Source organism: Pandoraea sp. NPDC090278 (assembly GCF_044772185.1).
Taxonomy (GTDB): domain Bacteria; phylum Pseudomonadota; class Gammaproteobacteria; order Burkholderiales; family Burkholderiaceae; genus Pandoraea.
The window spans coordinates 365,675-389,600 of the sequence record NZ_JBIVYJ010000003.1; the positions used below are offsets into that span (position 1 = coordinate 365,675).

General features: G+C 61.8%; 20 protein-coding genes. 18 read left to right on the forward strand and 2 right to left on the reverse strand.

The window, feature by feature from the left end; translation table 11 throughout:
* Window positions 1-115 precede the first annotated feature (115 nt).
* The gene (locus tag ACIQWO_RS13945) at window positions 116-1,441 is read right to left on the reverse strand and encodes a C4-dicarboxylate transporter DctA (RefSeq protein WP_402824719.1); all 1,326 of its coding nucleotides are present in this window, start codon (window positions 1,439-1,441) and stop codon (window positions 116-118) included.
* A 483-nt stretch (window positions 1,442-1,924) separates the two neighbouring features.
* On the opposite strand from ACIQWO_RS13945, the gene ACIQWO_RS13950 reads away from it, so the two are divergent.
* The 8 genes from ACIQWO_RS13950 to ACIQWO_RS13985 all read left to right on the forward strand — a co-directional run bounded on the left by ACIQWO_RS13950 (window position 1,925) and on the right by ACIQWO_RS13985 (window position 11,822).
* Window positions 1,925-2,692, forward strand: coding sequence for an SDR family NAD(P)-dependent oxidoreductase (locus ACIQWO_RS13950; protein WP_402824722.1), 768 nt, complete (start codon window positions 1,925-1,927; stop codon window positions 2,690-2,692).
* 2 nt (window positions 2,693-2,694) lie between these two features.
* Window positions 2,695-4,305 (forward strand): alpha,alpha-trehalase TreF, encoded by a 1,611-nt coding sequence (gene treF, locus ACIQWO_RS13955; protein WP_402824724.1) that lies wholly within the window; start codon window positions 2,695-2,697, stop codon window positions 4,303-4,305.
* A 160-nt stretch (window positions 4,306-4,465) separates the two neighbouring features.
* Complete coding sequence (locus ACIQWO_RS13960; protein WP_402824726.1) at window positions 4,466-5,227, forward strand: FadR/GntR family transcriptional regulator; 762 nt, start codon at window positions 4,466-4,468, stop codon at window positions 5,225-5,227.
* A gap of 195 nt (window positions 5,228-5,422) precedes the next feature.
* Complete coding sequence (gene carA, locus ACIQWO_RS13965) at window positions 5,423-6,568, forward strand: glutamine-hydrolyzing carbamoyl-phosphate synthase small subunit (protein ID WP_402824729.1); 1,146 nt, start codon at window positions 5,423-5,425, stop codon at window positions 6,566-6,568.
* Between the two features lie 31 nt (window positions 6,569-6,599).
* The gene (gene leuE, locus ACIQWO_RS13970) at window positions 6,600-7,280 is read left to right on the forward strand and encodes a leucine efflux protein LeuE (protein WP_402824732.1); all 681 of its coding nucleotides are present in this window, start codon (window positions 6,600-6,602) and stop codon (window positions 7,278-7,280) included.
* A gap of 18 nt (window positions 7,281-7,298) precedes the next feature.
* Window positions 7,299-10,541, forward strand: a complete 3,243-nt coding sequence (carB, locus tag ACIQWO_RS13975; RefSeq protein WP_402824735.1) for a carbamoyl-phosphate synthase large subunit — start codon at window positions 7,299-7,301, stop codon at window positions 10,539-10,541.
* A gap of 305 nt (window positions 10,542-10,846) precedes the next feature.
* Window positions 10,847-11,323, forward strand: a complete 477-nt coding sequence (gene greA / locus ACIQWO_RS13980) for a transcription elongation factor GreA (RefSeq protein WP_402824738.1) — start codon at window positions 10,847-10,849, stop codon at window positions 11,321-11,323.
* On the forward strand, window positions 11,307-11,822 hold the full coding sequence (locus ACIQWO_RS13985) for a DUF4149 domain-containing protein (RefSeq protein WP_402824741.1): 516 nt from the start codon (window positions 11,307-11,309) through the stop codon (window positions 11,820-11,822). Before greA ends, ACIQWO_RS13985 begins: the two co-directional genes overlap by 17 nt.
* 145 nt (window positions 11,823-11,967) lie before the next feature.
* On the opposite strand, the gene yhbY is transcribed toward ACIQWO_RS13985, so the two are convergent.
* Window positions 11,968-12,474: a ribosome assembly RNA-binding protein YhbY gene (gene yhbY / locus ACIQWO_RS13990; protein WP_402824744.1), complete on the reverse strand. Its 507-nt coding sequence runs from the start codon at window positions 12,472-12,474 to the stop codon at window positions 11,968-11,970.
* A gap of 155 nt (window positions 12,475-12,629) precedes the next feature.
* Between yhbY and ACIQWO_RS13995 the strand changes: the two genes are divergently transcribed.
* From ACIQWO_RS13995 to phoB, 10 genes are all read left to right on the forward strand, one after another.
* The gene (locus ACIQWO_RS13995) at window positions 12,630-13,280 is read left to right on the forward strand and encodes an RlmE family RNA methyltransferase (RefSeq protein ID WP_402824747.1); all 651 of its coding nucleotides are present in this window, start codon (window positions 12,630-12,632) and stop codon (window positions 13,278-13,280) included.
* A gap of 119 nt (window positions 13,281-13,399) precedes the next feature.
* Complete coding sequence (gene ftsH, locus ACIQWO_RS14000) at window positions 13,400-15,274, forward strand: ATP-dependent zinc metalloprotease FtsH (protein WP_039397150.1); 1,875 nt, start codon at window positions 13,400-13,402, stop codon at window positions 15,272-15,274.
* Between the two features lie 482 nt (window positions 15,275-15,756).
* Window positions 15,757-16,536 (forward strand): dihydropteroate synthase, encoded by a 780-nt coding sequence (gene folP, locus ACIQWO_RS14005; protein ID WP_402825380.1) that lies wholly within the window; start codon window positions 15,757-15,759, stop codon window positions 16,534-16,536.
* A 104-nt stretch (window positions 16,537-16,640) separates the two neighbouring features.
* Window positions 16,641-17,984, forward strand: a complete 1,344-nt coding sequence (glmM, locus tag ACIQWO_RS14010) for a phosphoglucosamine mutase (RefSeq protein WP_402824751.1) — start codon at window positions 16,641-16,643, stop codon at window positions 17,982-17,984.
* A 460-nt stretch (window positions 17,985-18,444) separates the two neighbouring features.
* The gene (gene pstS / locus ACIQWO_RS14015) at window positions 18,445-19,479 is read left to right on the forward strand and encodes a phosphate ABC transporter substrate-binding protein PstS (RefSeq protein WP_402824754.1); all 1,035 of its coding nucleotides are present in this window, start codon (window positions 18,445-18,447) and stop codon (window positions 19,477-19,479) included.
* A 139-nt stretch (window positions 19,480-19,618) separates the two neighbouring features.
* Window positions 19,619-20,593, forward strand: coding sequence for a phosphate ABC transporter permease PstC (gene pstC / locus ACIQWO_RS14020; protein ID WP_150578125.1), 975 nt, complete (start codon window positions 19,619-19,621; stop codon window positions 20,591-20,593).
* Between the two features lie 2 nt (window positions 20,594-20,595).
* Entirely contained in the window at window positions 20,596-21,492 is an 897-nt protein-coding gene (gene pstA / locus ACIQWO_RS14025; protein WP_039402682.1) for a phosphate ABC transporter permease PstA, read from the forward strand.
* Between the two features lie 71 nt (window positions 21,493-21,563).
* Window positions 21,564-22,346, forward strand: a complete 783-nt coding sequence (gene pstB / locus ACIQWO_RS14030; protein WP_039397158.1) for a phosphate ABC transporter ATP-binding protein PstB — start codon at window positions 21,564-21,566, stop codon at window positions 22,344-22,346.
* Between the two features lie 21 nt (window positions 22,347-22,367).
* Window positions 22,368-23,075 (forward strand): phosphate signaling complex protein PhoU, encoded by a 708-nt coding sequence (gene phoU / locus ACIQWO_RS14035; protein WP_039397160.1) that lies wholly within the window; start codon window positions 22,368-22,370, stop codon window positions 23,073-23,075.
* Between the two features lie 54 nt (window positions 23,076-23,129).
* Window positions 23,130-23,831, forward strand: a complete 702-nt coding sequence (gene phoB, locus ACIQWO_RS14040; RefSeq protein WP_010805263.1) for a phosphate regulon transcriptional regulator PhoB — start codon at window positions 23,130-23,132, stop codon at window positions 23,829-23,831.
* Window positions 23,832-23,926 lie beyond the last annotated feature (95 nt).

Sequence of the window (23,926 nt, forward strand, 5' to 3'; positions counted from 1 at the left end):
CTATCTACTCCAGATGATGATGCCGACGCCTTTGTTTCAGACGTCCGCAGAAATTGCTTGGTTGCTCCGAGGGCCGCTGCATCCGCTGCGACCCTCGCATGCCTTACTCAGTGCGTCAGCGTGTCAGTGCGGCATTTGCCGGTGCGCCTTCAATGCCGTCTTCAGACGTCGCAATCGGCTCGTACGGCAACTCGCCATTGAGTACTCTGTGCGCTCTCGCGAAGTCGACGTCTTTTTCCCATGCGGCCACAACGAGCGTTGCTACGCAGTTGCCCAACAAGTTGGTGATGGCTCGCGCAATACCCACGAACCAGTCGACCGGCAGAATCAGCACAAGGCCAATCACGGGGATGGCCGGAATGGCCGCCAGCGTCGCCGCCAGAATCACAATCGCCGAGCCCGGAATTCCATGCGCGCCCTTGGACGTCAGCAGCGATACCAACACCACCAGAATCAGGTCGTGCATCGACAACGGTGTATTCGTCGCCTGCGCAATGAAGATGACCGCCAACGTCAGGTAGATGGAGAAGCCGTCGAGGTTGAACGAGTATCCCGTCGGTACGACCAGACCCACCGTCGATTTCTTGATCCCCATCCATTCGAGCTTGCGCATGATCGCGGGCAACACCGCATCGGACGACGCCGTGCCCAACACGATCGACAACTCTTCACGGAAGTACTTGATGAACTTGAAGATGTTGAAGCCCGCCAGACGCAACACGCCGCCCAGCACCACCGTCACGAACACGAAGCAGCTCGCATAGAACACGAGCACGAGCAAACCCAGTTGCTTGAGTGACGATGCACCGTACTTGCCCGTGGTGAACGCCACCGCGCCCAGCACGCCCAGCGGCGCGAGCCGGATGATGAACGCCATCACGCGGAAGAAGACGTGGCTCAGATCTTCGATGAATCGCGCCACCGGACGCCCACGCTCGCCCAACGCCGCCAACGCACAACCGAACATGACGGAGAAGACGAGGATTTGCAGGATGTCGCCCTTGGCAAAGGCGTCGGTAATGGTGTCGGGGATGATCTTCAGCAAGAAGCCCGCCGTGTCTTTCAGGCTCTTGGCATGCTCGGTGTAAGCCGCCATCGAACCGGCGTCCAGACTGCGGATGTCGATGTTCATGCCCGCGCCAGGACGCGTTACCCACGCCAGCACCGCGCCAATGACCAACGCGAAGGTGGTGATGATCTCGAAGTACAAGATGGCCTTGACGCCCACCCGGCCTACCTTGCGCAAGTCGCCCGCGCTCGCCATGCCGCTCACGACAACGCAGAAAACGATCGGGCCAATCACCATCTTGATCAGCTTCAGAAAGCCATCGCCCAACGGACGCAACGACTCTCCCAACTGCGGAAACCAGATGCCTAACGCCACACCCACTATCAATGCAATAAAGACTCGGCCAAACAACGAACGAAACAGCTTGGGCATGGTTTGTCTCCTCTGCCTGCGCAAATCACTCTCTAGGATTTCGCAATCTCGATTTCAACGGGCTTGAACGGACTGCTCTCGGGGGCTGATTCTTTACCGCTGTACGTCTCAATTCAGGTCACGCGCGACGTCTTCATTCGCCGCCAACACCAGATTTCGTCAGTGTAAATCGACAAGTCATACCGGTCTGACCAGTGGTGTTATGGGGAATATTAGAAAACCAATATAGTGAGGTCAAGGACTGTCGTTTGAGGGGATTCCCTAGGACGACGGCATGCCGCGGCGTTGGCCGGTGTGGGTAGGGGGAATCGCTCGCAGTCGTTCGTAAGTCGTTGGTTTTACTGGTCGAATCGGGCAAAATTTGTGTGAACTTCGCTTTCCGGCCTGCGGTCGCACTGGCATCTGGTGCGCAGTTTCGGCTTCCGCCGCGAGGACGCCGGGCAGCGCGCACAGATCCCACTTCTTGCTCATCAGGGAGGCGACATGCGAATGAAGGACACGGTGGTACTTGTCACCGGCAGTGCTCAGGGGATCGGACGCGCCATCGCGATCCGTCTCGCCCAGGAAGGCGCGCGCATCGTGGTGGAAGACCGGCAGGACAACGCGATGGCCGAGCAGACGCTCGACTCGGTTCGCGCCGCCGGTAGCGACGGCTGTGTGATCGCCGGAGACGTCGGGCGCGTGGAGGACGACCGCGCCGTCATCGAGCAAGCCGTCGCCAAAATGGGACGCCTCGATGTGCTGGTCAACAACGCGGGCGTCGAACGCCGCGCCCCATTTCTCGACGTGACGGAAGCCGATTACGACCTCGTCATGAACGTCAATCTCAAAGGGGCGTTCTTTCTCACGCAAACCTTTGTGAAGCACCTGCGTGATACGCAACGCGGCGGACGCATCGTGAACGTCAGCTCGGTGCACGAGGAGTTGCCGTTTCCTCACTTCACCAGCTATTGCGCAAGCAAGGGCGGCATGAAGATGATGATGCGCAATCTCGCCATCGAACTCGCACCGCTCGGCATCACGGTGAACAATGTCGCGCCCGGCGCCGTCGGCACGCCCATCAATCAGCAATTGCTCGCGAACAAGGCGCAGCTCGAAGCGCTCGTCGCGAACATTCCGCTCGGCCGCCTCGCGAACCCCAGCGAAGTGGCGAACGCCGTGCTGTTCCTCGCTTCGCCCGAAGCCAGTTATGTGACGGGGACGACGCTGTTCGTCGACGGTGGCCTGCTCTGGAATTACGCGGAGCAATAACGATGACAGACACCGCACAACGCACGCTTGCGATGGGTGGCATGACGCCGGACGTCGCCCACTGCGCACCGTCGGACATCCTCACGCCGGACGACCGCTATCAGGAGCTTTTCGTTGCCGTGCAGACGCAACGCATTTTTGCCGACAGCAAGACGTTCGTAGACTGCGCGCCGTCGCTCGCACCCGAAGAGATTCTCCGCCGCTATCGCGAAGACGCCGACAAACCCGGCTTCGATCTGTCACGCTTCGTGGGGACGTATTTCACGCTGGAGCGCACGCCGCCCAGTGAATATGTGTCCGATCCCGGGCAGGGGCTTGTCGCGCATATCGACGATCTCTGGGACGTACTCACGCGCGCGCCGGAAGCGCACCCCGCCTACAGCTCGCTGCTCCCGCTGCCGCGCGCGTACGTCGTGCCCGGTGGACGCTTTCACGAGCTCTATTATTGGGACTCCTATTTCACGATGCTCGGCCTCGCTAACAGCGGTCGCCACGATCTGCTCGTGAGCATGGCCGATAATTTTTCATTTCTCATCGATACGTATGGCCACATTCCGAACGGTAACCGTACCTATTACCTGAGCCGCTCGCAGCCGCCCATGTACGGTCTGATGGTGGAGCTGTTCGAGTCGCATGGCGTGGCGCGCGCCATCCGGTATCTGCCGCATCTGCGCCGCGAATACGACTATTGGATGGACGGCGAAGCGTCGCTGCGGCCGGGCGAAGCCTATCGGCATCTCGTTCGTCTATCCGACGGCGCGCTCCTTAACCGCTATTGGGACGAACGCGACACGCCGCGTGAAGAGGGCTATCTGGAAGACGTGACGACCGCACGCGATGCGCCGCAACGTCCCCCTGGTGAGGTGTACCGCGACCTGCGCGCCGGTGCGGCCTCGGGCTGGGACTTCAGCTCCCGCTGGCTGGGCGACGCGAACGACCTTTCGTCGATTCGCACCACATCGATTCTGCCCGTCGACCTGAATAGCTTTCTCTTCGCTACTGAGCGGCATATCGCTCGTCTCAGCGAGGCGGCGGGAGATGTCGATGCGGCGCTGGCCTTTGCGAAGCGGGCGCAGGCGCGTCAGGATGCGATGACGCGACATCTGTGGTCGGACACCGAAGGCGCGTTTGTCGACTACGACTGGCAACTCGGCGAGCAACGGCTGCAATTGTCGGCGGCGCTCGCCGCACCGATGTTCGTCGGCCTCGCCACGCGCGAACAGGCGCACGGCTCGGCGCTCGCGATGGCTGAGCGTCTGCTGGCAGCGGGAGGGTTGCGAACGACGGAGACGTCGAGTCTTCAGCAGTGGGACCCGCCCAACGGCTGGGCACCGCTCCAGTGGATTGGCATTCACGGCCTGCGCAAGTACGGGGAGAACCGGCTTGCAGGGGACATTGCCCATCGCTGGCTCTCCACCGTCGGCTCGCTCTACGCACGCGAGAGCAAACTCGTCGAAAAGTACTCGCTGCACACGAGCGACGCCATGAGCGCCAGCGGCGGTGGCGGTGGCGAATACCCGCTTCAGGACGGCTTCGGCTGGACGAACGGTGTGGTGCGGCGTCTGCTCGGCGATCACCCGGAACATCACGCGCATCACGTGAAGGCGGCGTAAGCGCATAGCGGGGCAGTGGGGCAGCGGGCAGGGCAGGGATGGCGCAAACCGGAAGCCCCTGTGGTCGGGGTTTCCCGGCCGGTGGGGGGAGGTTCGCGTGAGGAGAAATTTGGCGTCGTACAATGCGCCATACGCTTACCCACACGCCTTGTGAGGACCCATGAAGCATTCGGCGCATGCCGTAACCGACGCCGCCGTCGCCACGATCCGCGAGCGCATCGAACGTCAGGTCTATCCCGCCGGTGCGATGCTGCCCTCGCAACGTCAACTCGCCGAGGAACTGGCCATCAGCCGCGCCTCGCTGCGCGAAGCCCTCTCCACGCTCGAAGCGCTCGGTATGGTCGCTATCCGCCCGGGCAAGGGCGTCTATGTTAACGACGCCTCCGCCCGTCTCGGTGTCGCGTGGCGCTTCGCCGACCAGATTTCACTCGCCGACACTTATCAACTGCGCTACGCACTGGAAGGCTTCTCCGCCCGGCTCGCCGCGCTCGCAGCGAGCGCGACCGAGATCGATTGGCTCACCGATAACGTCGAGTCGATGAAGGGCGCGCTGATCGAGGGCGACGTCGACACCGCCGCGCAACTGGACTTCGCTTTCCATCTGCGTATCGTCGGCCTCGCAGGGAACGCGGCCATCGCCGATATCCTGCGCGGCAGCACGGAAATCGTCATGGAAAGCCAGCGTCTGCCGTTTTATCAGCGAGAACTGGTGCTCTCCACCTATCATGAACATCTGGAGATCCTCGACGCACTGCGCCGCCGTGACGGCGCCGCCGCAGGCGCTTCGATGGAGCGCCATATCGTGCTGGCGGCCCAGCGGGCCGGGATTCACTTCCCTATCCCCTCTGCGTATCCGTCACCCGAAGGGGTTGCCTCCCGGGAGTCCGCAGAGCGTACTGGTGCATCACACGTTCAGCTTTGAGAAGATCCGGATTTGCGCTATACTTTGAAGGTTTTAGTCATTTAACCCTCACCCTAGCGCCTACCCGCCCGACATCTCGTCCGCCGCCCGAGCATCCGCTGTGCGCATATTCCGCGCAATTCCGGTGCCCGCGCTGATGTCATCGCTAGCGGACGGTGAGGCTGGCAGCAGGGGTGAACCCTCCAGGAGTTTCCCGTGCTGCCGTCATTCTCACCCGCCATCCTCGCGCTCGCTGACGGCACGGTCTTTCGTGGGTACGCCATCGGCGCTGCCGGTCACACCATCGGTGAAGTGGTCTTCAATACGGCCATTACCGGCTATCAGGAAATCCTCACCGACCCCAGCTATGCGCGCCAGATCGTCACGCTGACGTATCCGCACATCGGCAACACGGGCGTCAACGGTGAAGACGTAGAAGCCACGAAAGTCCATGCCGCCGGCCTGATCATCAAGGATCTGCCGATCCTCGACTCGAATTTCCGCGCCAACAAGACGCTGTCGCAGTACCTGAAGGACGAAGGTGTGGTCGCCATCGCCGGTATCGACACGCGACGTCTGACCCGTATCCTGCGCGACAAGGGCGCTCAGAACGGCTGCATCCTCGCCGGTGAAGAAGCCGACGAAGCCAAGGCCATCGCCCTCGCACAATCGTTCCCCGGTCTCGCCGGTATGGACCTCGCCAAGGTCGTCTCCACCACCGAGCAGTATTCGTGGACGGAAACGGAATGGACGCTGGAGGAAGGCTACGGCGAGCAGAAGGATCCGAAGTTCCACGTGGTCGCCCTCGACTACGGCGTGAAGCGCAACATCCTGCGCATGCTCGCCCAGCGCGGCTGCAAGGTCACGGTGCTGCCCGCCCAAAGCTCGGCCGACGACGTGTTCGCTTTGAACCCGGACGGCGTGTTCCTCTCGAACGGCCCCGGCGACCCGGAACCGTGCGACTACGCTATCGCTGCGACGAAGACGTTCCTGGAACGCCGCTTCCCGACCTTCGGCATCTGCCTCGGCCACCAGATCATGGGGCTGGCCGTCGGTGCGAAGACGCTCAAGATGAAGACCGGTCACCACGGTGCCAACCACCCGGTGAAGGATCTGGATACGGGCCGCGTCGTCATCACGTCGCAAAACCACGGTTTCGCCGTGGACGCGAACAGCCTCCCGGACAATGCACGTGTCACGCACGTGTCGCTGTTCGACGGCACGCTGCAAGGCTTCGAGCTGACGGACCGCCCGGCATTCTGCTTCCAGGGCCACCCGGAAGCGTCGCCCGGCCCGCATGACATCGGCTACCTGTTCGACCGCTTCGTGCAGTCGATGGCCGACGCCAAGCAGCCCGCGTAAGCGAAATAAGCAAGATAGGGAAACACGCACCATGCTCGGAAACTCGATCGGCATCCTCAACCTCTGGACGTATCTCGCCGGGGTCGTGGTCGTCATTCTGCTGCCGGGGCCGAACTCGCTCTACGTGCTGGCCGTGGCCGCACAGCGTGGGGTTCGCCAGGGGTATGCAGCCGCTTGCGGCGTGTTTCTGGGCGACACGGTACTCATGACGCTGGCAGCCGCCGGTGTAGCGTCGCTGCTGCACACGCAACCGGCACTGTTCTTCGTGGTGAAGTACCTCGGCGCGGCGTATCTCTGCTGGATGGGCCTGAACATGCTGCGCGGGGCCATCGCCAATGCGCGGGCGGCACGTCAGAAATCGGCAACGGCGGCGGACACGACGGTCGTCGCACCGAAACAGGTCGACGCCGATCACCCGTTCAAGCGTGCGCTGTTCATCAGCCTGCTGAATCCGAAAGCGATCCTGTTCTGCGTGTCGTTTTTCATCCAGTTCGTCGATCCGGGCTACGCCTACCCGGCCGTGTCGTTTGCGGTGCTGGGCGTCATCGTACAGACCTGCAGTTTCCTGTATCTGAGCACGCTGATCCTGGCCGGTTACCGCCTGGCCGAGCACTTCCGGCAACGTCGCCGGTTGAGCGCCGGGGCAACCGGCGGCGTGGGCGCGTTGTTCGTCGGCTTCGGTGTGAAGCTCGCGACCGCGACGCTGAGTTAAATTTTTGTTGAGAACGTTATGCCAAAGCGCACAGACATCAAGAGCATCCTCATCATCGGCGCCGGCCCGATCATCATCGGTCAGGCATGCGAGTTCGATTATTCCGGCGCACAGGCCTGCAAGGCACTGCGCGAGGAAGGCTATAAGGTCATCCTGATCAACAGCAACCCTGCCACGATCATGACCGACCCGGACACGGCCGATGTCACCTACATCGAACCGATCACCTGGGAAGTCGTCGAGCGCATCATCGCCAAGGAACGCCCGGATGCGATTCTCCCGACGATGGGCGGCCAGACCGCGCTGAACTGCGCGCTCGACCTGCATCGTCACGGCGTGCTCGACAAGTACAAGGTAGAGCTGATCGGCGCATCGCCGGAAGCCATCGATAAGGCCGAAGACCGTCAGAAGTTCAAGGACGCGATGACCAAGATCGGTCTCGGTTCGGCCAAGTCGGGCATCGCCCACTCGATGGAAGAAGCCCTCGTCGTGCAGGCGCAGATCATGGCCGAGATCGGCGGCAGCGGTTACCCGATGGTGATCCGCCCGTCGTTCACGCTCGGCGGATCGGGCGGTGGTATCGCCTACAACCGCGAAGAGTTCGAAGAGATCTGCAAGCGCGGTCTCGACCTCTCGCCCACGCGCGAACTGCTCATCGAAGAGTCGCTGCTCGGCTGGAAGGAATTCGAGATGGAAGTCGTGCGCGACCGCGCCGATAACTGCATCATCGTCTGCTCGATCGAAAACCTCGACCCGATGGGCGTGCACACCGGCGACTCGATCACGGTGGCACCCGCACAGACGCTGACCGACAAGGAATACCAACTGCTGCGTAACGCATCGCTCGCCGTGCTGCGCGAGATCGGTGTGGAGACGGGCGGCTCGAACGTCCAGTTCTCGATCAACCCGAAGGACGGCCGCATGGTCGTCATCGAAATGAACCCGCGCGTGTCGCGCTCGTCGGCGCTGGCCTCGAAGGCCACCGGCTTCCCGATCGCCAAGGTCGCCGCGAAGCTGGCCGTCGGTTACACGCTCGACGAGCTGCGCAACGAAATCACCGGCGGCGCAACGCCGGCTTCGTTCGAGCCGACCATCGACTACGTCGTCACCAAGGTGCCGCGTTTCGCCTTCGAGAAGTTCCGCGAAGCCGACGCCCGCCTGACCACGCAGATGAAGTCGGTCGGTGAAGTGATGGCCATGGGCCGCACGTTCCAGGAATCGTTCCAGAAGGCCATGCGCGGTCTGGAAGTCGGTGTGGACGGTCTGGACGAAAAGTCGACCGACCGCGACGAGATCGTGGCCGAGATCGGCGAGCCGGGCCCGGACCGTATCTGGTATGTGGGCGACGCGTTCCGTCTGGGCATGAGCCTCGAAGAGGTGTACGCCGAGACCGCGATCGACCCGTGGTTCCTCGCCCAGCTCGAAGCCATCGTCAAGAAGGAAAAGGCGCTTTCGGGCCGCACGCTGGCAAGCCTCACGACCGAAGAACTGCGCTTCCTGAAGCAAAGCGGCTTCTCGGATCGCCGTCTGGCCAAGCTGCTCGGCACCGATCAGACCGCTGTGCGTAAAGCCCGTATCGCGCAGAAGGTGCGCCCGGTCTACAAGCGCGTGGACACCTGCGCTGCCGAATTCTCGACCAACACGGCTTATATGTACTCGACGTACGAGGAAGAGTGCGAAGCCCAGCCGACCGACAAGAAGAAGATCATGGTGCTCGGCGGCGGCCCGAACCGTATCGGTCAGGGTATCGAGTTCGACTACTGCTGCGTGCACGCCGCGCTCGCCATGCGCGAAGACGGCTACGAGACCATCATGGTCAACTGCAACCCGGAAACGGTGTCGACGGACTATGACACGTCGGATCGTCTGTACTTCGAGCCGGTGACGCTGGAAGACGTGCTGGAAATCGTCGACCTCGAAAAGCCGGTCGGCGTGATCGTGCAGTATGGCGGTCAAACCCCGCTCAAGCTCGCACTGGATCTCGAAGCGAACGGCGTGCCCATCATCGGCACGAGTCCGGACATGATCGATGCCGCCGAAGACCGCGAGCGTTTCCAGAAGCTGCTGCATAAGCTCGGCCTGCGTCAGCCGCCGAACCGTACGGCTCGCGCAGAAGACGAAGCGCTCAAGCTGGCTGCCGAAATCGGCTACCCGCTGGTGGTGCGTCCGTCGTACGTGCTGGGTGGTCGTGCGATGGAAATCGTCCACGAGCCGCGTGACCTCGAACGCTACATGCGCGAAGCCGTCAAGGTGAGCCACGACAGCCCGGTGCTGCTCGACCGCTTCCTCGACGACGCCATCGAGTGCGACGTCGATTGCATCTCGGACGGTAAGGACGTCTACATCGGCGGCGTGATGGAACACATCGAACAGGCAGGCGTCCACTCGGGCGACTCGGCTTGCTCGCTGCCGCCGTACTCGCTGTCGGCCGAAACGATTGCCGAACTCAAGCGTCAGACGGCTGAAATGGCCAAGGCGCTGAACGTGATCGGCCTGATGAACGTGCAGTTCGCGATTCAGCAGGGCAACGGCGTCGATACGATCTACGTGCTGGAAGTGAACCCGCGTGCGTCGCGTACGGTGCCGTACGTCTCGAAGGCCACGGGCCGCCAACTGGCCAAGATCGCCGCCCGTGCGATGGCCGGTCAGTCGCTCACGTCGCAAGGCATCACGAGCGAAGTCGTGCCGCCGTATTACAGCGTCAAGGAAGCCGTGTTCCCGTTTGTGAAGTTCCCGGGCGTCGACCCGGTGCTCGGACCGGAAATGCGCTCGACGGGTGAAGTGATGGGTGTGGGTCGCACGTTCGGTGAAGCACTCTTCAAGTCGCAACTGGCGGCCGGTTCGCGTCTGCCTGCTTCGGGCACGGTGCTGCTGACGGTGAAGGACGCCGACAAGCCGCGCGCGGTCGAAGTGGCGCGCATGCTGCACTCGCTGGGCTACCCGATCGTCGCCACGCGTGGCACGGCGGCGGCCATCGAAGCCGCCGGGATTCCGGTGCGCGTGGTCAACAAGGTGAAGGACGGCCGTCCGCACATTGTCGACATGATCAAGAACGGCGAGATCGCACTGGTGTTCACCACGGTGGACGAAACCCGCACGGCGATTGCCGATTCGCGCTCGATCCGTATGTCGGCGCAGGCACACAAGGTCACGTATTACACGACGATCTCGGGTGCCCGTGCTGCGGTGGAAGGCCTGAAGTATCTGCAAAACCTTGAGGTCTATGATCTCCAGGGCTTGCACGCGCAACTGCCGGCCTGAGTGTCTGGCAGGTGACGCGGGTACGTCCGGGGTGGTCGGCTTGGTAGGGTGAGTCGACCGCGTCGGGCAAAGTCGCAAAACAATGGCGCGTTCGTTGGGGAACTGATCTCCGCCGGACGCGCCAAATGCTTTAGATGTGCTTGCAGTGTGGCGACGTGCTGCGCGACCGGTCCTCCGGTTGGCAGCGTCGGCAACTCTGCTACACTAATGCAACATAGGTGTCACAGCCGCGGTCGAGCGGCGTTCGCAAAAAGTGCGAATGCGGCTTCGCTGCGGCAATTTTTTTGTCTTTCGGAACAACGCGCATGAGTACCATTCCTCTGACCAAGCGGGGCGCTGAACTGCTCAAGGACGAGCTGCACCGCCTGAAGACCGTCGAACGTCCGCAAGTGATCACCGCGATTGCTGAAGCCCGTGCGCAGGGCGATCTGTCGGAAAACGCGGAATACGACGCTGCTAAAGAAAAGCAGGGCTTCATCGAAGGTCGCATTGCCGATCTCGAATCGAAGCTTTCGGCTGCGCAGATCATCGACCCGTCGGTGCTGGATGCCGAAGGTCGTGTGGTCTTCGCCGCCACCGTCGAACTCGAAGACCTCGAGAGCGGCGGCACGGTGCTGTATCAGATCGTCGGCGACGACGAAGCTGACTTGGAGCACGGCAAGATTTCGGTGAGCTCGCCGATTGCCCGTGCATTGATCGGTAAGTACGCAGGCGATGTGGCCGAAGTGCAGGCCCCGAGCGGCGTGCGCGAGTACGAGATCATCGATGTCCGCTACGTCTGATGTGACATTTGCCAACGGTGCGCCACGGCTGGAACGACTGTTCTGCCTGATCGCCACCGTCTGGTGCGGCAGCCAGTGGGCGATCGGCTATATCGTCGCCCCCACGCTGTTCGCTGTGCTGGAGTCGCGCATGGTGGCCGGAACGGTTGCCGGTCGACTGTTTCACACGCAAGCCTGGCTCAGTCTGGTGTGCGGCGTGTTGCTGGTCTGGCTGGCCACCGCGCTGATTGCGCGTACGGCCGATGCACAGGCAGCGCGCAGCTATCGTGGCCTTCGCTGGCTCGCGGTGGCGATGATGGTATGTGTGCTGATCAGCTCGTTCGGCCTGCAACCGTTGATGGCCGATTTGCGCGCACAGGCAGAAGCGTCGGGCGTCGACATTGGCCAATCGGCCTTTGCCTCGCGCTTTGGCATGCTTCACGGAATTTCGAGCGGCCTTTATCTGCTGCAAAGCTTGCTGGCAATTGCGCTGATCTGGCGTCAGCCGGTGCGCGGCTAATTGCCGCAGGGCCGGGTGAGACGGAAATCGTCTTCAGTCCCGTCCAATGGTGTCACGCATAAAAAACGCGCCCGACAATGTCAGGGCGCGTTCTTTTGAGGGCTGGCGGAAGTTGCAGGTTGCAGCGTCCGCCGCCGTCGGGGACTTAGTCGTTGCGCTGGCGCTTGACGCTAGTCTGGCGCTTCTTGGCGCGCTTGACGATACCACCGGCAGTCATGCGTTCGTTACCTGCAACCGTCACTTTCTTGACGGTCGGGCGACGACCCGCGTTGGTGCTGGACTTGACGACGGTCACGGTGCGCGGTGCGCGACCCTTGACCGTGGTACCGGTGCCGCCGGACTTGCCGCGAGTCGGCATGGGCATGGCCGTTTCGTCCGGCGTCGGGCGATACAGAACGAGCAGCTTGCCGATGTGTTGCACCGGCGCTGCGCCCAACTGGTCGCAGATGGATTCGTAAATGGCCACGCGCGTGTCGCGTTCGTCACCGAACACACGCACCTTGATCAGTTCGTGGGCTTTCAGTGCGCCGTCGATTTCCTTGAGCACCGCAGGCGTCAAGCCATCGGCGCCGATCAGAACGACGGGATTCAGCGCGTGAGCGGCAGAGCGCATGTCGGCGCGTTGCGCCGGGGTGAGGGTCAAAGCGGGCATAAAAGACTGAAGACAGACGAGACAACGAGTTAGGATGCGCCCGCAAATCGTGGCCTGAACACCGTTAGCGGCCGATGAAGGCTGCCGGCGGGCTAAAAGATTTTGGGCGCGCAAGGGCGTATTATCCTGCAAATTCGCAGTGTTTTTGAAGAAATATGGCAAAAAACCGTTTCAACCACGCGTGGTTGCACGATCACATCAACGATCCCTACGTCAAAATGGCGCAGCGCGAGGGTTACCGTGCCCGTGCCGCCTACAAACTCAAGGAAATCGACGAGCAGGACCGGCTGATCAAGCCGGGCCAGGTCATCGTCGACCTCGGCTCGACGCCGGGCAGCTGGAGTCAGTACGCCCGTAACAAGCTGGCGGGCGGCAAGCGCGTCGAAGGCGGCATCGACGGGACGATCATTGCGCTCGACATCCTGCCGATGGACCCGATCGCCGACGTCCACTTCCTGCAGGGCGACTTCCGCGAGGACAGCGTGCTGGCGCAGCTCGAAGAAATCGTCGCCGGACGCAAAGTCGACCTTGTAGTTTCCGATATGGCCCCCAACTTGTCCGGTGTGGCGTCGGCCGATGCAGCGCGGATCGAGCATTTGTGCGATCTGGCGCTGGATTTTGCACAGCGACACCTGAAACCGGAAGGGGCGTTACTGGTCAAATGTTTTCACGGCAGCGGCTATAGCCAGATTGTCGAAAAATTCAAACACCAGTTCAAAACCGTGGCGCCGCGCAAGCCAAAGGCGTCGCGAGACAAATCTTCCGAAACGTTCATTCTGGGTCGGGGTTTGAAAAATCCGGCTTGATGCCCGTCAAAACAGCGCACTGGCGCTATGGTGGCGGTAGAGAATCACTATAGCGGTGCGCCTGCGAGTGGATTAGAATGAATTCCTGGCGCGAAGCGATTTCATGAAGGAGCAACGCTTTGAACAATAATATGTTTTCCAAAGCGGCGGTGTGGTTAGTCATCGCGCTGGTCTTGTTTACTGTTTTTAAACAGTTCGACAAGCCGCACGTCCAGGAGGGCGTGACGTACTCCCAGTTCATGGACGATGCCAAGAATGGCAAGATCAAGAACGTGGTGGTGCAGGGGCGCAGCCTTCAGGTCACGCCTAGCGACGGCCAGAAGTACACCATCGTGTCGCCCGGCGACATCTGGATGGTCGGCGATCTCATGAAGTACGGCGTTCAGGTCTCGGGTAAGGCCGACGACGAACCGAACGTGCTCATGTCCGCGCTGTACTACCTCGGACCGACCTTGCTGATCATCGGCTTCTGGTTCTACATGATGCGACAGATGCAGGGCGGGGGTAAGGGCGGTGCCTTCTCCTTCGGCAAATCCCGCGCGCGCCTCATCGACGAGAATGCCAATCCGGTCACCTTTGCCGACGTCGCAGGCTGCGACGAAGCCAAGTACGAAGTCGGCGAACTGGTCGACTTCCTGAAAGATCCCCAAAAGTTCCAGAAACTAGGCGGCCGTATTCCGCGCGGTGTGCTGCTGGTCGGCCCGCCGGGAACCGGTAAGACGCTGTTGGCTCGTGCTATCGCTGGCGAAGCCAAGGTGCCGTTCTTCAGCATCTCGGGCTCGGACTTCGTGGAAATGTTTGTCGGCGTGGGCGCTGCCCGTGTCCGTGACATGTTCGAAAACGCGAAGAAGCAATCGCCCTGTATCGTGTTCATCGACGAAATCGACGCGGTCGGTCGCCATCGTGGCGCCGGTATGGGCGGCGGTAACGACGAACGCGAACAGACGCTGAACCAGATGCTGGTCGAGATGGACGGCTTCGAAGCGAATTCGGGCGTGATCGTGATCGCTGCGACGAACCGTTCGGACGTGCTGGACAAGGCGCTGCTGCGTCCAGGCCGTTTCGACCGTCAGGTCTACGTCGGTCTGCCGGATATCCGCGGCCGCGAGCAGATCCTGAAGGTGCACCTGCGCAAGGTGCCGATCGCGAACGACGTCGACGCATCGGTGATCGCCCGCGGTACGCCGGGTATGTCGGGTGCCGATCTGGCCAACCTCGTGAACGAAGCCGCACTGTTCGCCGCGCGCCGTAACAAGCGCATCGTCGAGATGCTGGACTTCGAAGACGCGAAGGACAAGATCTTCATGGGTCCGGAGCGCAAGTCGGCTGTGATGCGCGACGAAGAGCGCCGTGCCACGGCTTACCATGAGTCGGGTCACGCTGTGGTCGCCATGCTGCTGCCGGGCGCCGATCCGGTGCACAAGGTCACGATCATTCCGCGTGGCTGGGCGCTGGGCCTGACGATGCAGTTGCCGGAGCACGACAAGTATTCGGAGTACCGCGACACGATGCTGACGCAGATCGCCATTCTGTTTGGTGGCCGTGCAGCGGAAGAAGTGTTCATCAACAAGATGTCGACGGGCGCTTCGAACGACTTCGAGCGTGCGACCAAGCTGGCGCGTGACATGGTGACCCGCTACGGTATGTCGGACGCCCTGGGCCCGATGGTCTATGTCGATACCGAACAGGATTCGATGTTCGGCCGGATGTCCGCCAAGTCGGTGTCCGAAGCGACGCAACAGAAGGTCGACACGGAAGTTCGCCGCATTCTGGACGAGCAATACGCGCTGGCGAAGAAGCTGCTGGAAGACAACCGCTCGAAGGTCGAAGCGATGACCGAAGCCCTGATGGAATGGGAAACGATCGACGGCGAGCAGATCGGCGACATCATGGAAGACCGTCCGCCGCGTCCGCCGAAGGGTGGTCAGTCGAACGGCGGTGCTTCGGGTGGCAACCCGCCGCTCAAGCCTAGCAACACCCCGGCGACCGTCTGACGGACGCCCCGACAGTCGAAAGACTGTCTCCCAGAAAGGCCGGCACTTCGCCGGCCTTTTTGCATTTGTGGCGCGAAAACCGCAGGCGTTGGGCGACGAGCAACGTCTCGGGCGGCATTTCTCAAGATTTTCACGAAGATGGATTTCGTTGTTACCGAGTGTTTCCGTCGTCGATGTGACAGTTGAATCCGGTAACATTACGGCCATAAGGAGCGTCCGGTACACCGGGCGCTTCGGCCCGACCCGCACCTCAGTAGTACGGGCCGCGATATGGGTTTTATTGAGCTACGAGCTTCCGAATGTCCACCGAGCAGTCGCAATCCCTTTCTTCGTCCGCGCAGGCAGCGCACACGGGCGCTCCTGAGACCCAAGGCGTCACCGACGACATCGTCCTTCCGGCGAGCGCGTCCGACGCGCCCGTCAAGCCCGACACGCTGGCGTTGGGGCCGCGCTTCCGGCTCGACGCGCGCCGCGTTCACGTCATGGGCATCCTGAACGTCACGCCCGACTCGTTCTCCGATGGGGGCAAGTTCGTGGCGCGCGACGCCGCACTGCGCCACGCTGAGCAACTGATTGCCGACGGCGTCGACATTATCGATATCGGTGGCGAATCCACCCGTCCGGGCGCAGAAGCGTTGCCGGAAGACGCAGAGCTTGAGCGCGTGGTGCCGATCGTCGAAGCGTTGCGCGACTGTGGTGTGCCGCTGTCCATCGACACCTACAAGCCCGGCGTGATGCGCGCGGTCCTGGCTGCCGGGGCGGACATGATCAACGATATCTGGGGTTTCCAGCAGCCGGGCGCGGTCGAGGCCGTGCGCGACAGCGACGCCGCCCTGTGCATCATGCACATGCTGCACGACCCGAAGACCATGCAGGACGCCCCGATCTATACGGACGTGGTGACCGAGGTTGCGGCCTTCCTGGACGGGCGTGTCGATGCGATGCTCGCGGCCGGTGTTGCGCCGACGCGTCTGTATCTGGATCCGGGATTCGGTTTTGGCAAGAATCTCGCCCATAATCTCGCCTTGCTCAAACACTTGCGCGTACTGTCGCGCGACGGTTTGCCCTTGCTCGTCGGGATGTCGCGCAAGCGGATGCTGGGTGAAATCACGGGACGTCAGACACCGCAGGAACGCCGCATAGCGAGCGTTGCGGCGGCGATCTGCGCGGCGCAGCGGGGGGCAGCGATCGTGCGCGTGCACGACGTCGCCGAGACGGTCGATGCCCTCAAGGTCTGGCAGGCCGTACGCGACGCCGAGTAAGTCTGCAAACCGTATAAGCAGCAAAAAGGCCGCTACAAATAACGAATGACGCGCACGCCGGAACAGTCAACCGGCGCGACGCGTCAACTGGGAACGATGCAACGATGAAACGACGCTATTTTGGGACCGATGGGATTCGCGGCACGGTAGGTGAGAGCCCGATTACGCCGGAGTTCGTGCTGCGCCTGGGCTATGCCGCCGGACGCGTGCTCGCCGGAAATCAGTCCACAGGCCGCCCCACGGTATTGATCGGCAAGGACACGCGTGTCTCGGGTTACATGCTCGAAGCGGCGCTTGAAGCCGGTTTTGCCGCTGCAGGCGTCGACACCATGCTGGCCGGGCCGATGCCCACGCCTGCCGTCGCTTATCTCACGCGCGCGCTGCGTCTGGCCGCGGGCGTGGTGATCAGCGCGTCGCACAATCCGTATCACGACAACGGCATCAAGTTCTTCTCCGCAGACGGCAACAAGCTGCCGGATCAGACCGAACTGTCCATCGAAGCCGAACTCGATAATCCGATGACCTGCGTGCGCTCCGAACAGCTCGGCAAGGCGCGCCGTCTGGATGACGCTGCAGGCCGCTACATCGAGTTCTGCAAGAGCACGTTCCCGAACGACTTCGACCTGCGTGGCATGAAGATCGTGGTCGACTGCGCCAATGGCGCGGCGTATCACATCGCCCCGCACGTGTTCCACGAACTGGGCGCGGAGGTCATTGCCATCGGCAATCAGCCGAACGGCTTCAACATCAACGAAGACTGCGGTGCGACCGCGCCGGATGCGCTCATGCGCGCCGTGCGGGCCAATCACGCCGATCTTGGTGTGGCGCTCGACGGTGACGCGGACCGTCTTCAGATCGTCGACAGTGCAGGGCGTCTTTTCAACGGCGACGAACTGCTGTATCTGCTCGTCAAGGACCGGCTGGAGAACGGCGGCGTCGCCGGTGCGGTCGGCACGCTCATGACCAATATGGCGGTCGAAGTGGCGCTCAAGGGGCTGGGTGTGCCGTTCGTGCGCGCGAAGGTGGGTGACCGCTACGTGCTGGAGCAGTTGTACAAGCACGGCTGGCAGATCGGCGCAGAGGGCTCGGGACACATTCTGTGTCTGGATAAGCACACCACGGGCGACGGCATCGTCTCGGCGCTTCAGGTGCTCGCTGCGATTCGCCGCGCGGACAACAAGCCGCTGGCCAAGTTGCTCGAAGGCGTGCGTCTATTCCCGCAGCACATGATCAACGTGCGTACGTCGGCCGGTTACGACTGGCAGGCCGATGCCCGTCTAACCGCCGAGCGTGAGGCCATCGAGGCAACGCTGGGCGATGCGGGGCGTGTGCTTATCCGCGCCTCGGGTACCGAACCGGTGCTGCGGGTGATGGTCGAAGCACGCGACGAGTCGCAGGCGTCCGGCTTCGCTCAGCAACTGGCGAACGTGGTCAAAGCGGCCGCGTAATTGATTTAAGTGCCGTAATTGCCCTCAGGCGACGCCCCCTGCGGCGTCGCCAACCTTCCGAAGTCCCCCCGCGTGAACGTACTGCGCACCTCCCCCAGACTCCCTCCGCAGCCCCTTCCCATCATGGCAATCTGAGCGGTTGACGTTCACATTTGTGACAACTGCCTGAGATTCGTCAGACCATTTCCGACACTGATCCGTCACTGTCACGGTGCTGACACAGGCTGAAAATGAGGGATGCCGATCCCTTGATTTTCATTGGGAATCCTCCGAAACCCGCGCCAATCCACGATCTTCGTAAAAATGTCACGAACGCCGGAATCCGCATGCAATATGACGGTTCCGAGGCGACTCCGTGACATTGGTATTGTGAGCTTTCGAAAATGACACATTACTGTCACATTCGGAATCTATTCTTCGAGCCATCCACACGCTGTACCACACCAACTCGGAGAGATCCATGAAGCTGATGAAGACTGCGATTGCCGGCCTCGCTGGCGTTCTGTTCGCCGCAGGCGCGATTGCGGGCGAGATTACGGGCGCAGGCAGCACGTTTGCCGCACCGATCTACACCAAGTGGGCTGACGCCTATCAGAAGTCGACCCAGAACAAGGTCAACTACCAGGGCATCGGTTCGTCGGGCGGCATCAAGCAGATCCAGGCCAAGACCGTCGATTTCGCCGGTTCGGACGCCCCGCTGTCCGATGAAGATCTCGCCAAGCAAGGCCTGTTCCAGTTCCCGACGGTTGTCGGCGGCATCGTGCCGGTGATCAACGTTCCGGGCGTGAAGCCGGGCGAACTCGTCCTGTCGGGCGAAGTGCTGGGCGACATCTACCTGGGCAAGATCAAGAAGTGGAACGATCCGGCCATCGCCAAGCTGAACCCGAAGGCCAAGCTGCCGGATACCGACATCGCCGTGGTTCGCCGCGCCGACGGTTCGGGCACCAGCTTCGTGTTCACGAACTACCTGTCGAAGGTCAACGCCGAGTGGAAGAGCAAGGTCGGCGAAGGCACCACGGTCAACTGGCCGACGGGTACGGGCGGCAAGGGTAACGACGGCGTCGCTGCCTTCGTGCAACGTCTGCCGGGCGCTATCGGCTACGTGGAATCGGCCTACGCCAAGCAGAACAAGCTGACGTACACGGCGCTGACGAACGCCGACGGCAAGACGGTCGAGCCGACCGCCAAGACGTTCGCCGCTGCCGCTGGCAAGGCCGAATGGTCGAAGACGTTCTACCAGATCCTGACGAACGAAAAGGGTGCGGATTCGTGGCCGATCGTGGCTGCTACGTTCGTGCTGGTTCACCAGAAGGCTGACGCTGGCAAGGAAGTGCAAAGCGCCGACGTGCTGAAGTTCTTCGACTGGGCATTCAAGAACGGCGCCCAGACGGCTCAGGAACTCGACTACATCTCGCTGCCGGAAGACGTCCTGAAGCAAATCCGTGCTGGCTGGAAGGCGAAGGTTGCCGAGTCGGCCTCCAAGGCTGGCGTCTAAAACGCTTTGCATGAGGCACCGGGCGATGCACTGTAGCGTTGCCCGGCACCTCGAAACCGGCAATATCCGCGCCGCCTGTTCCGAAGCCCGAATCGATATCTGGCAACGGCTGGCGGCGCGCTCACGCTGAGACGACATCATGGCAGAAGCCACCAGCCCCCTCGCATCATCGGGCGCGCAGCGCGCTCCGTCTTCCCTGGGCGACTTTCTCTTCGCGCTGCTCACCCGCGCCGCCGCCCTCATTACGCTGCTCCTGCTCGGTGGCATCATCGTGTCGCTGATCGTCAGCGCACTGCCGTCGATCGAGAAATTTGGCTTCGCCTTTCTGTGGACGAAGGAATGGGATCCTCCCGCAGAACAATTCGGCGCGCTCGTGCCCATCTACGGCACGATCATCACGTCGGTCATCGCCCTGATTATTGCGGTGCCGGTCAGCTTCGGCATTGCCCTGTTTTTGACTGAACTCTCGCCCGTGTGGCTGCGTCGCCCGCTGGGCACCGCCATCGAGCTGCTGGCTGCGATCCCGAGTATCGTCTACGGGATGTGGGGCCTGCTGGTCTTCGCCCCGATCTTCAGCCAGTACTTCCAGAAGCCGCTGGGCGCGCTGCTCGGCGGTGTGCCGATCATCGGCGCACTGTTCCAGGGCCCGCCGCTCGGTATCGGTATTCTGCCCGCCGGCGTGATTCTCGCGATCATGATCATTCCGTACATCGCCTCGGTCATGCGCGACGTGTTCGAAGTCACGCCCGTGCTGCTCAAGGAATCGGCTTACGGTATCGGTTGCACGACCTGGGAAGTGATGTGGCGCGTCGTGCTGCCCTTCACGAAGACGGGTGTGATCGGTGGCGTGATGCTGGGTCTCGGCCGCGCGCTCGGCGAGACGATGGCGGTCACGTTCGTGATCGGTAACACGAACCTGCTCGACAACATTTCGCTGTTCTCGCCGGGTAACAGTATTACTTCGGCGCTCGCCAACGAGTTCGCCGAAGCTGGCCCGGGCCTGCACACGTCCGCGCTGATGGAACTCGGTCTGATCCTGTTCTTCATCACCTTTGTGGTGCTGGCGCTGTCCAAGCTGATGCTGCTGCGCCTCGAGAAAGGCGAAGGTAAATAATGATGACCCAACAAGCGCTCGAATTGGAAACGCCAGCCGTGAAGCCCACCGACGCCTTTACCCGCGTGCGTCTGCAAGCCTATCGCCGCCGCAAGAACATGTTCGCGATCGCCATGTCGCTCGCGGCCATGGCCTTCGGTCTGATCTGGCTGCTGTGGATCCTCTACACCACGCTCTCGCTCGGCATCGGCGGCCTGTCGCTGTCGTTGTTCACCGAAATGACGCCCCCGCCGAACACGGCCGGTGGCGGTCTCGCCAACGCCATCGCCGGTAGTCTGGTGATGGTCGGGGTTGCAACGCTGGTCGGCACGCCGCTGGGCATTCTCGCCGGTGTGTATCTGGCGGAGTACGGTCAGAAGTCGTGGCTCGCGAGCATCACGCGCTTCATCAACGACATTCTGCTGTCGGCCCCGTCGATCGTGATCGGTCTGTTCGTCTACGCACTGGTGGTCGCGCAGATGGGCCACTTCTCGGCCTGGGCAGGCATCATCTCGCTCGCGCTGTTGCAGATTCCGATCGTGATCCGTACCACGGAGAACATGCTCAAGCTGGTGCCGAACAACCTGCGTGAAGCGGCCTTCGCACTGGGCACGCCGAAGTGGCGAATCATCGTGAAGATCACGCTGAAGGCGTCCATCGCCGGTATCGTGACGGGCGTGTTACTGGCCGTGGCGCGTATCGCTGGCGAGACGGCACCGCTGCTGTTCACGGCCCTGTCGAACCAGTTCTGGTCGCTGAACCTGAACCAGCCGATGGCGAACCTGCCGGTCACCATCTTCAAATTTGCCATGAGCCCGTTTGCCGAGTGGCAATCGCTTGCCTGGGCGGGCGTATTCATCATCACCCTTGGGGTGCTGTTCCTGAACATTCTGGCGCGTACGTTGTTCGCCAAGAAGTAATCGGCAACTTCGAACGACATCACGCGACCATAACGCGACGACCAACGCATACCTGACGGTTGAGACAGACCATGACGAACCCGACCCAAGAAATCAAGCTGCCCTCGAAGATCGAAGTCAAGAACCTGAACTTCTTCTACGACAAGTACCACGCGCTCAAGAACATCAACCTGCGCATTCCCGACCGTAAGGTGACGGCCTTCATCGGCCCGTCGGGTTGCGGCAAGTCGACGCTGCTGCGCACGTTCAACAAGATGTACGCCCTGTACCCGGAGCAACGCGCCGAGGGCGAAATCAACATGGACGGCGAGAACCTGCTGACCGCCAAGCAAGACATCGCGCTGCTGCGCGCCAAGGTCGGCATGGTGTTCCAGAAGCCGACGCCGTTCCCGATGTCGATCTACGACAACATCGCGTTCGGTGTGCGTCTGTTCGAAAAGCTCTCGCGCTCGGAAATGGACGACCGCGTGGAGTGGGCGCTGACGAAGGCCGCGCTGTGGAGCGAAGTGAAGGACAAGCTGCAGCAGTCGGGCTACGGCCTGTCGGGTGGTCAGCAACAGCGTCTGTGTATCGCACGCGGTATCGCGATTCGTCCGGAAGTGCTGCTGCTCGACGAACCGTGCTCGGCACTCGACCCGATTTCCACGGGCCGCATCGAAGAACTGATCGCTGAGCTCAAGGACGACTACACGGTCGTGATCGTGACCCACAACATGCAGCAGGCTGCACGTTGCTCGGACTTCACGGCGTATATGTACCTGGGCGAGCTGATCGAATTCGGCGAGACCGAGAAGATCTTCATCAAGCCGGACCGCAAAGAGACCGAAGACTACATCACCGGCCGTTTCGGTTGATGCCACGAGGAAACCCGCGACATGAACGATAAACACCTTTCCAGCCAGTTCGATACCGACCTGAATCAGGTTTGCTCGCGCGTCCTCGAAATGGGCGGCCTGGTCGAATCCCAGATCGTCACGGCGATGCAGGGCCTGAACACGTTCGACCGCACGCTGGTCGACGAAGTGATCTCGAACGAGCATCGTCTGAACACTCTGGAAGTCGAGATCGACGAAGAGTGCAGCAAGATCATCGCCCGTCGTCAGCCGACCGCGCGTGACCTGCGTCTGCTGCTGTCGATTTCGAAGACGATCACCAACCTCGAGCGCGCAGGCGACGAGGCCGAGAAGATCGCCAAGCGCACCCGTCATCTCCTGGAAGACGGCGCGGCGCAAAGCGTGAATTTCGCCGAAATCAAGCTCTCGGGCGAGATGGCCGCGCAACTGCTGCGTCGCACGCTGGACGCGTTCGCTCGTCTGGACATCGTGGCGGCCGCCGAGATCGTGCGCGACGACAAAGCCATCGACAATGAATTCCGTGGCTTCGTGCGAAAATTGGTGACGTACATGATGGAAGATCCGCGGACCATCTCCGCCGGTCTGGACTTCCTGTTCATCGCCAAGGCAATCGAGCGTATCGGCGATCACGCGAAGAATATCGCCGAATTCATCATTTACATTGTCAAGGGCACCGACGTCCGCCACATTTCGCGCGAAGATTTGCAGCGCAAAGTGCAAGGCGAATAAGGCGATTGAGGCGAATAAGACCGCCCGACATTACTGAAGGTTTGAGAGGAACCGATGCCTAGCAGCATTCTGATCGTGGAAGACGAGCCGGCAATTTCCGAGCTGATCTCCGTTAACTTGCAACACGCGGGTCACTATCCGATTCGGGCGTACAACGCTGAGCAGGCGCTCACGTTGATCAGTGACGTCCTGCCGGATCTCGTTCTGCTCGACTGGATGCTGCCTGGCAAGTCGGGCGTGACGTTCGCGCGTGAGCTGCGTGCGAACGAGCGCACCAAGCACGTGCCGATCATCATGCTCACCGCGCGCAGCGAAGAGCAGGACAAGGTGATGGGGCTTGAGATCGGTGCGGACGACTACGTCACCAAGCCGTTCTCGCCGAAGGAACTGATGGCCCGTATCAAGGCGGTGCTGCGTCGCCGTGCGCCGCAGCTGACCGAAGACGTGGTGAGCGTGAACGGCCTGAAGCTGGACCCGGCCACGCATCGCGTGACGAGCCACCAGTCGAGCGGCGACATCAAGCTGGACCTCGGCCCGACGGAATTCCGTCTGCTGCACTTCTTCATGACGCATCCGGAGCGCGTGCACAGCCGCTCGCAGTTGCTCGACCAGGTGTGGGGCGATCACGTGTTCGTCGAAGAACGTACGGTGGACGTGCATATCAAGCGCCTTCGCGCTGCACTCAAGCCGGCCGGCCACGATGCTATGATCGAGACCGTACGCGGCAGCGGCTACCGACTTACGAAGTCGGTCTGACGCGATGGGTGGACCGGGCCTCCCGGTCGACCTTGTCGAAAGCTGCCGTGCCCATGCCACTCCTCAGGGTGAGGGCGGCAAAATTCCTGTGCATC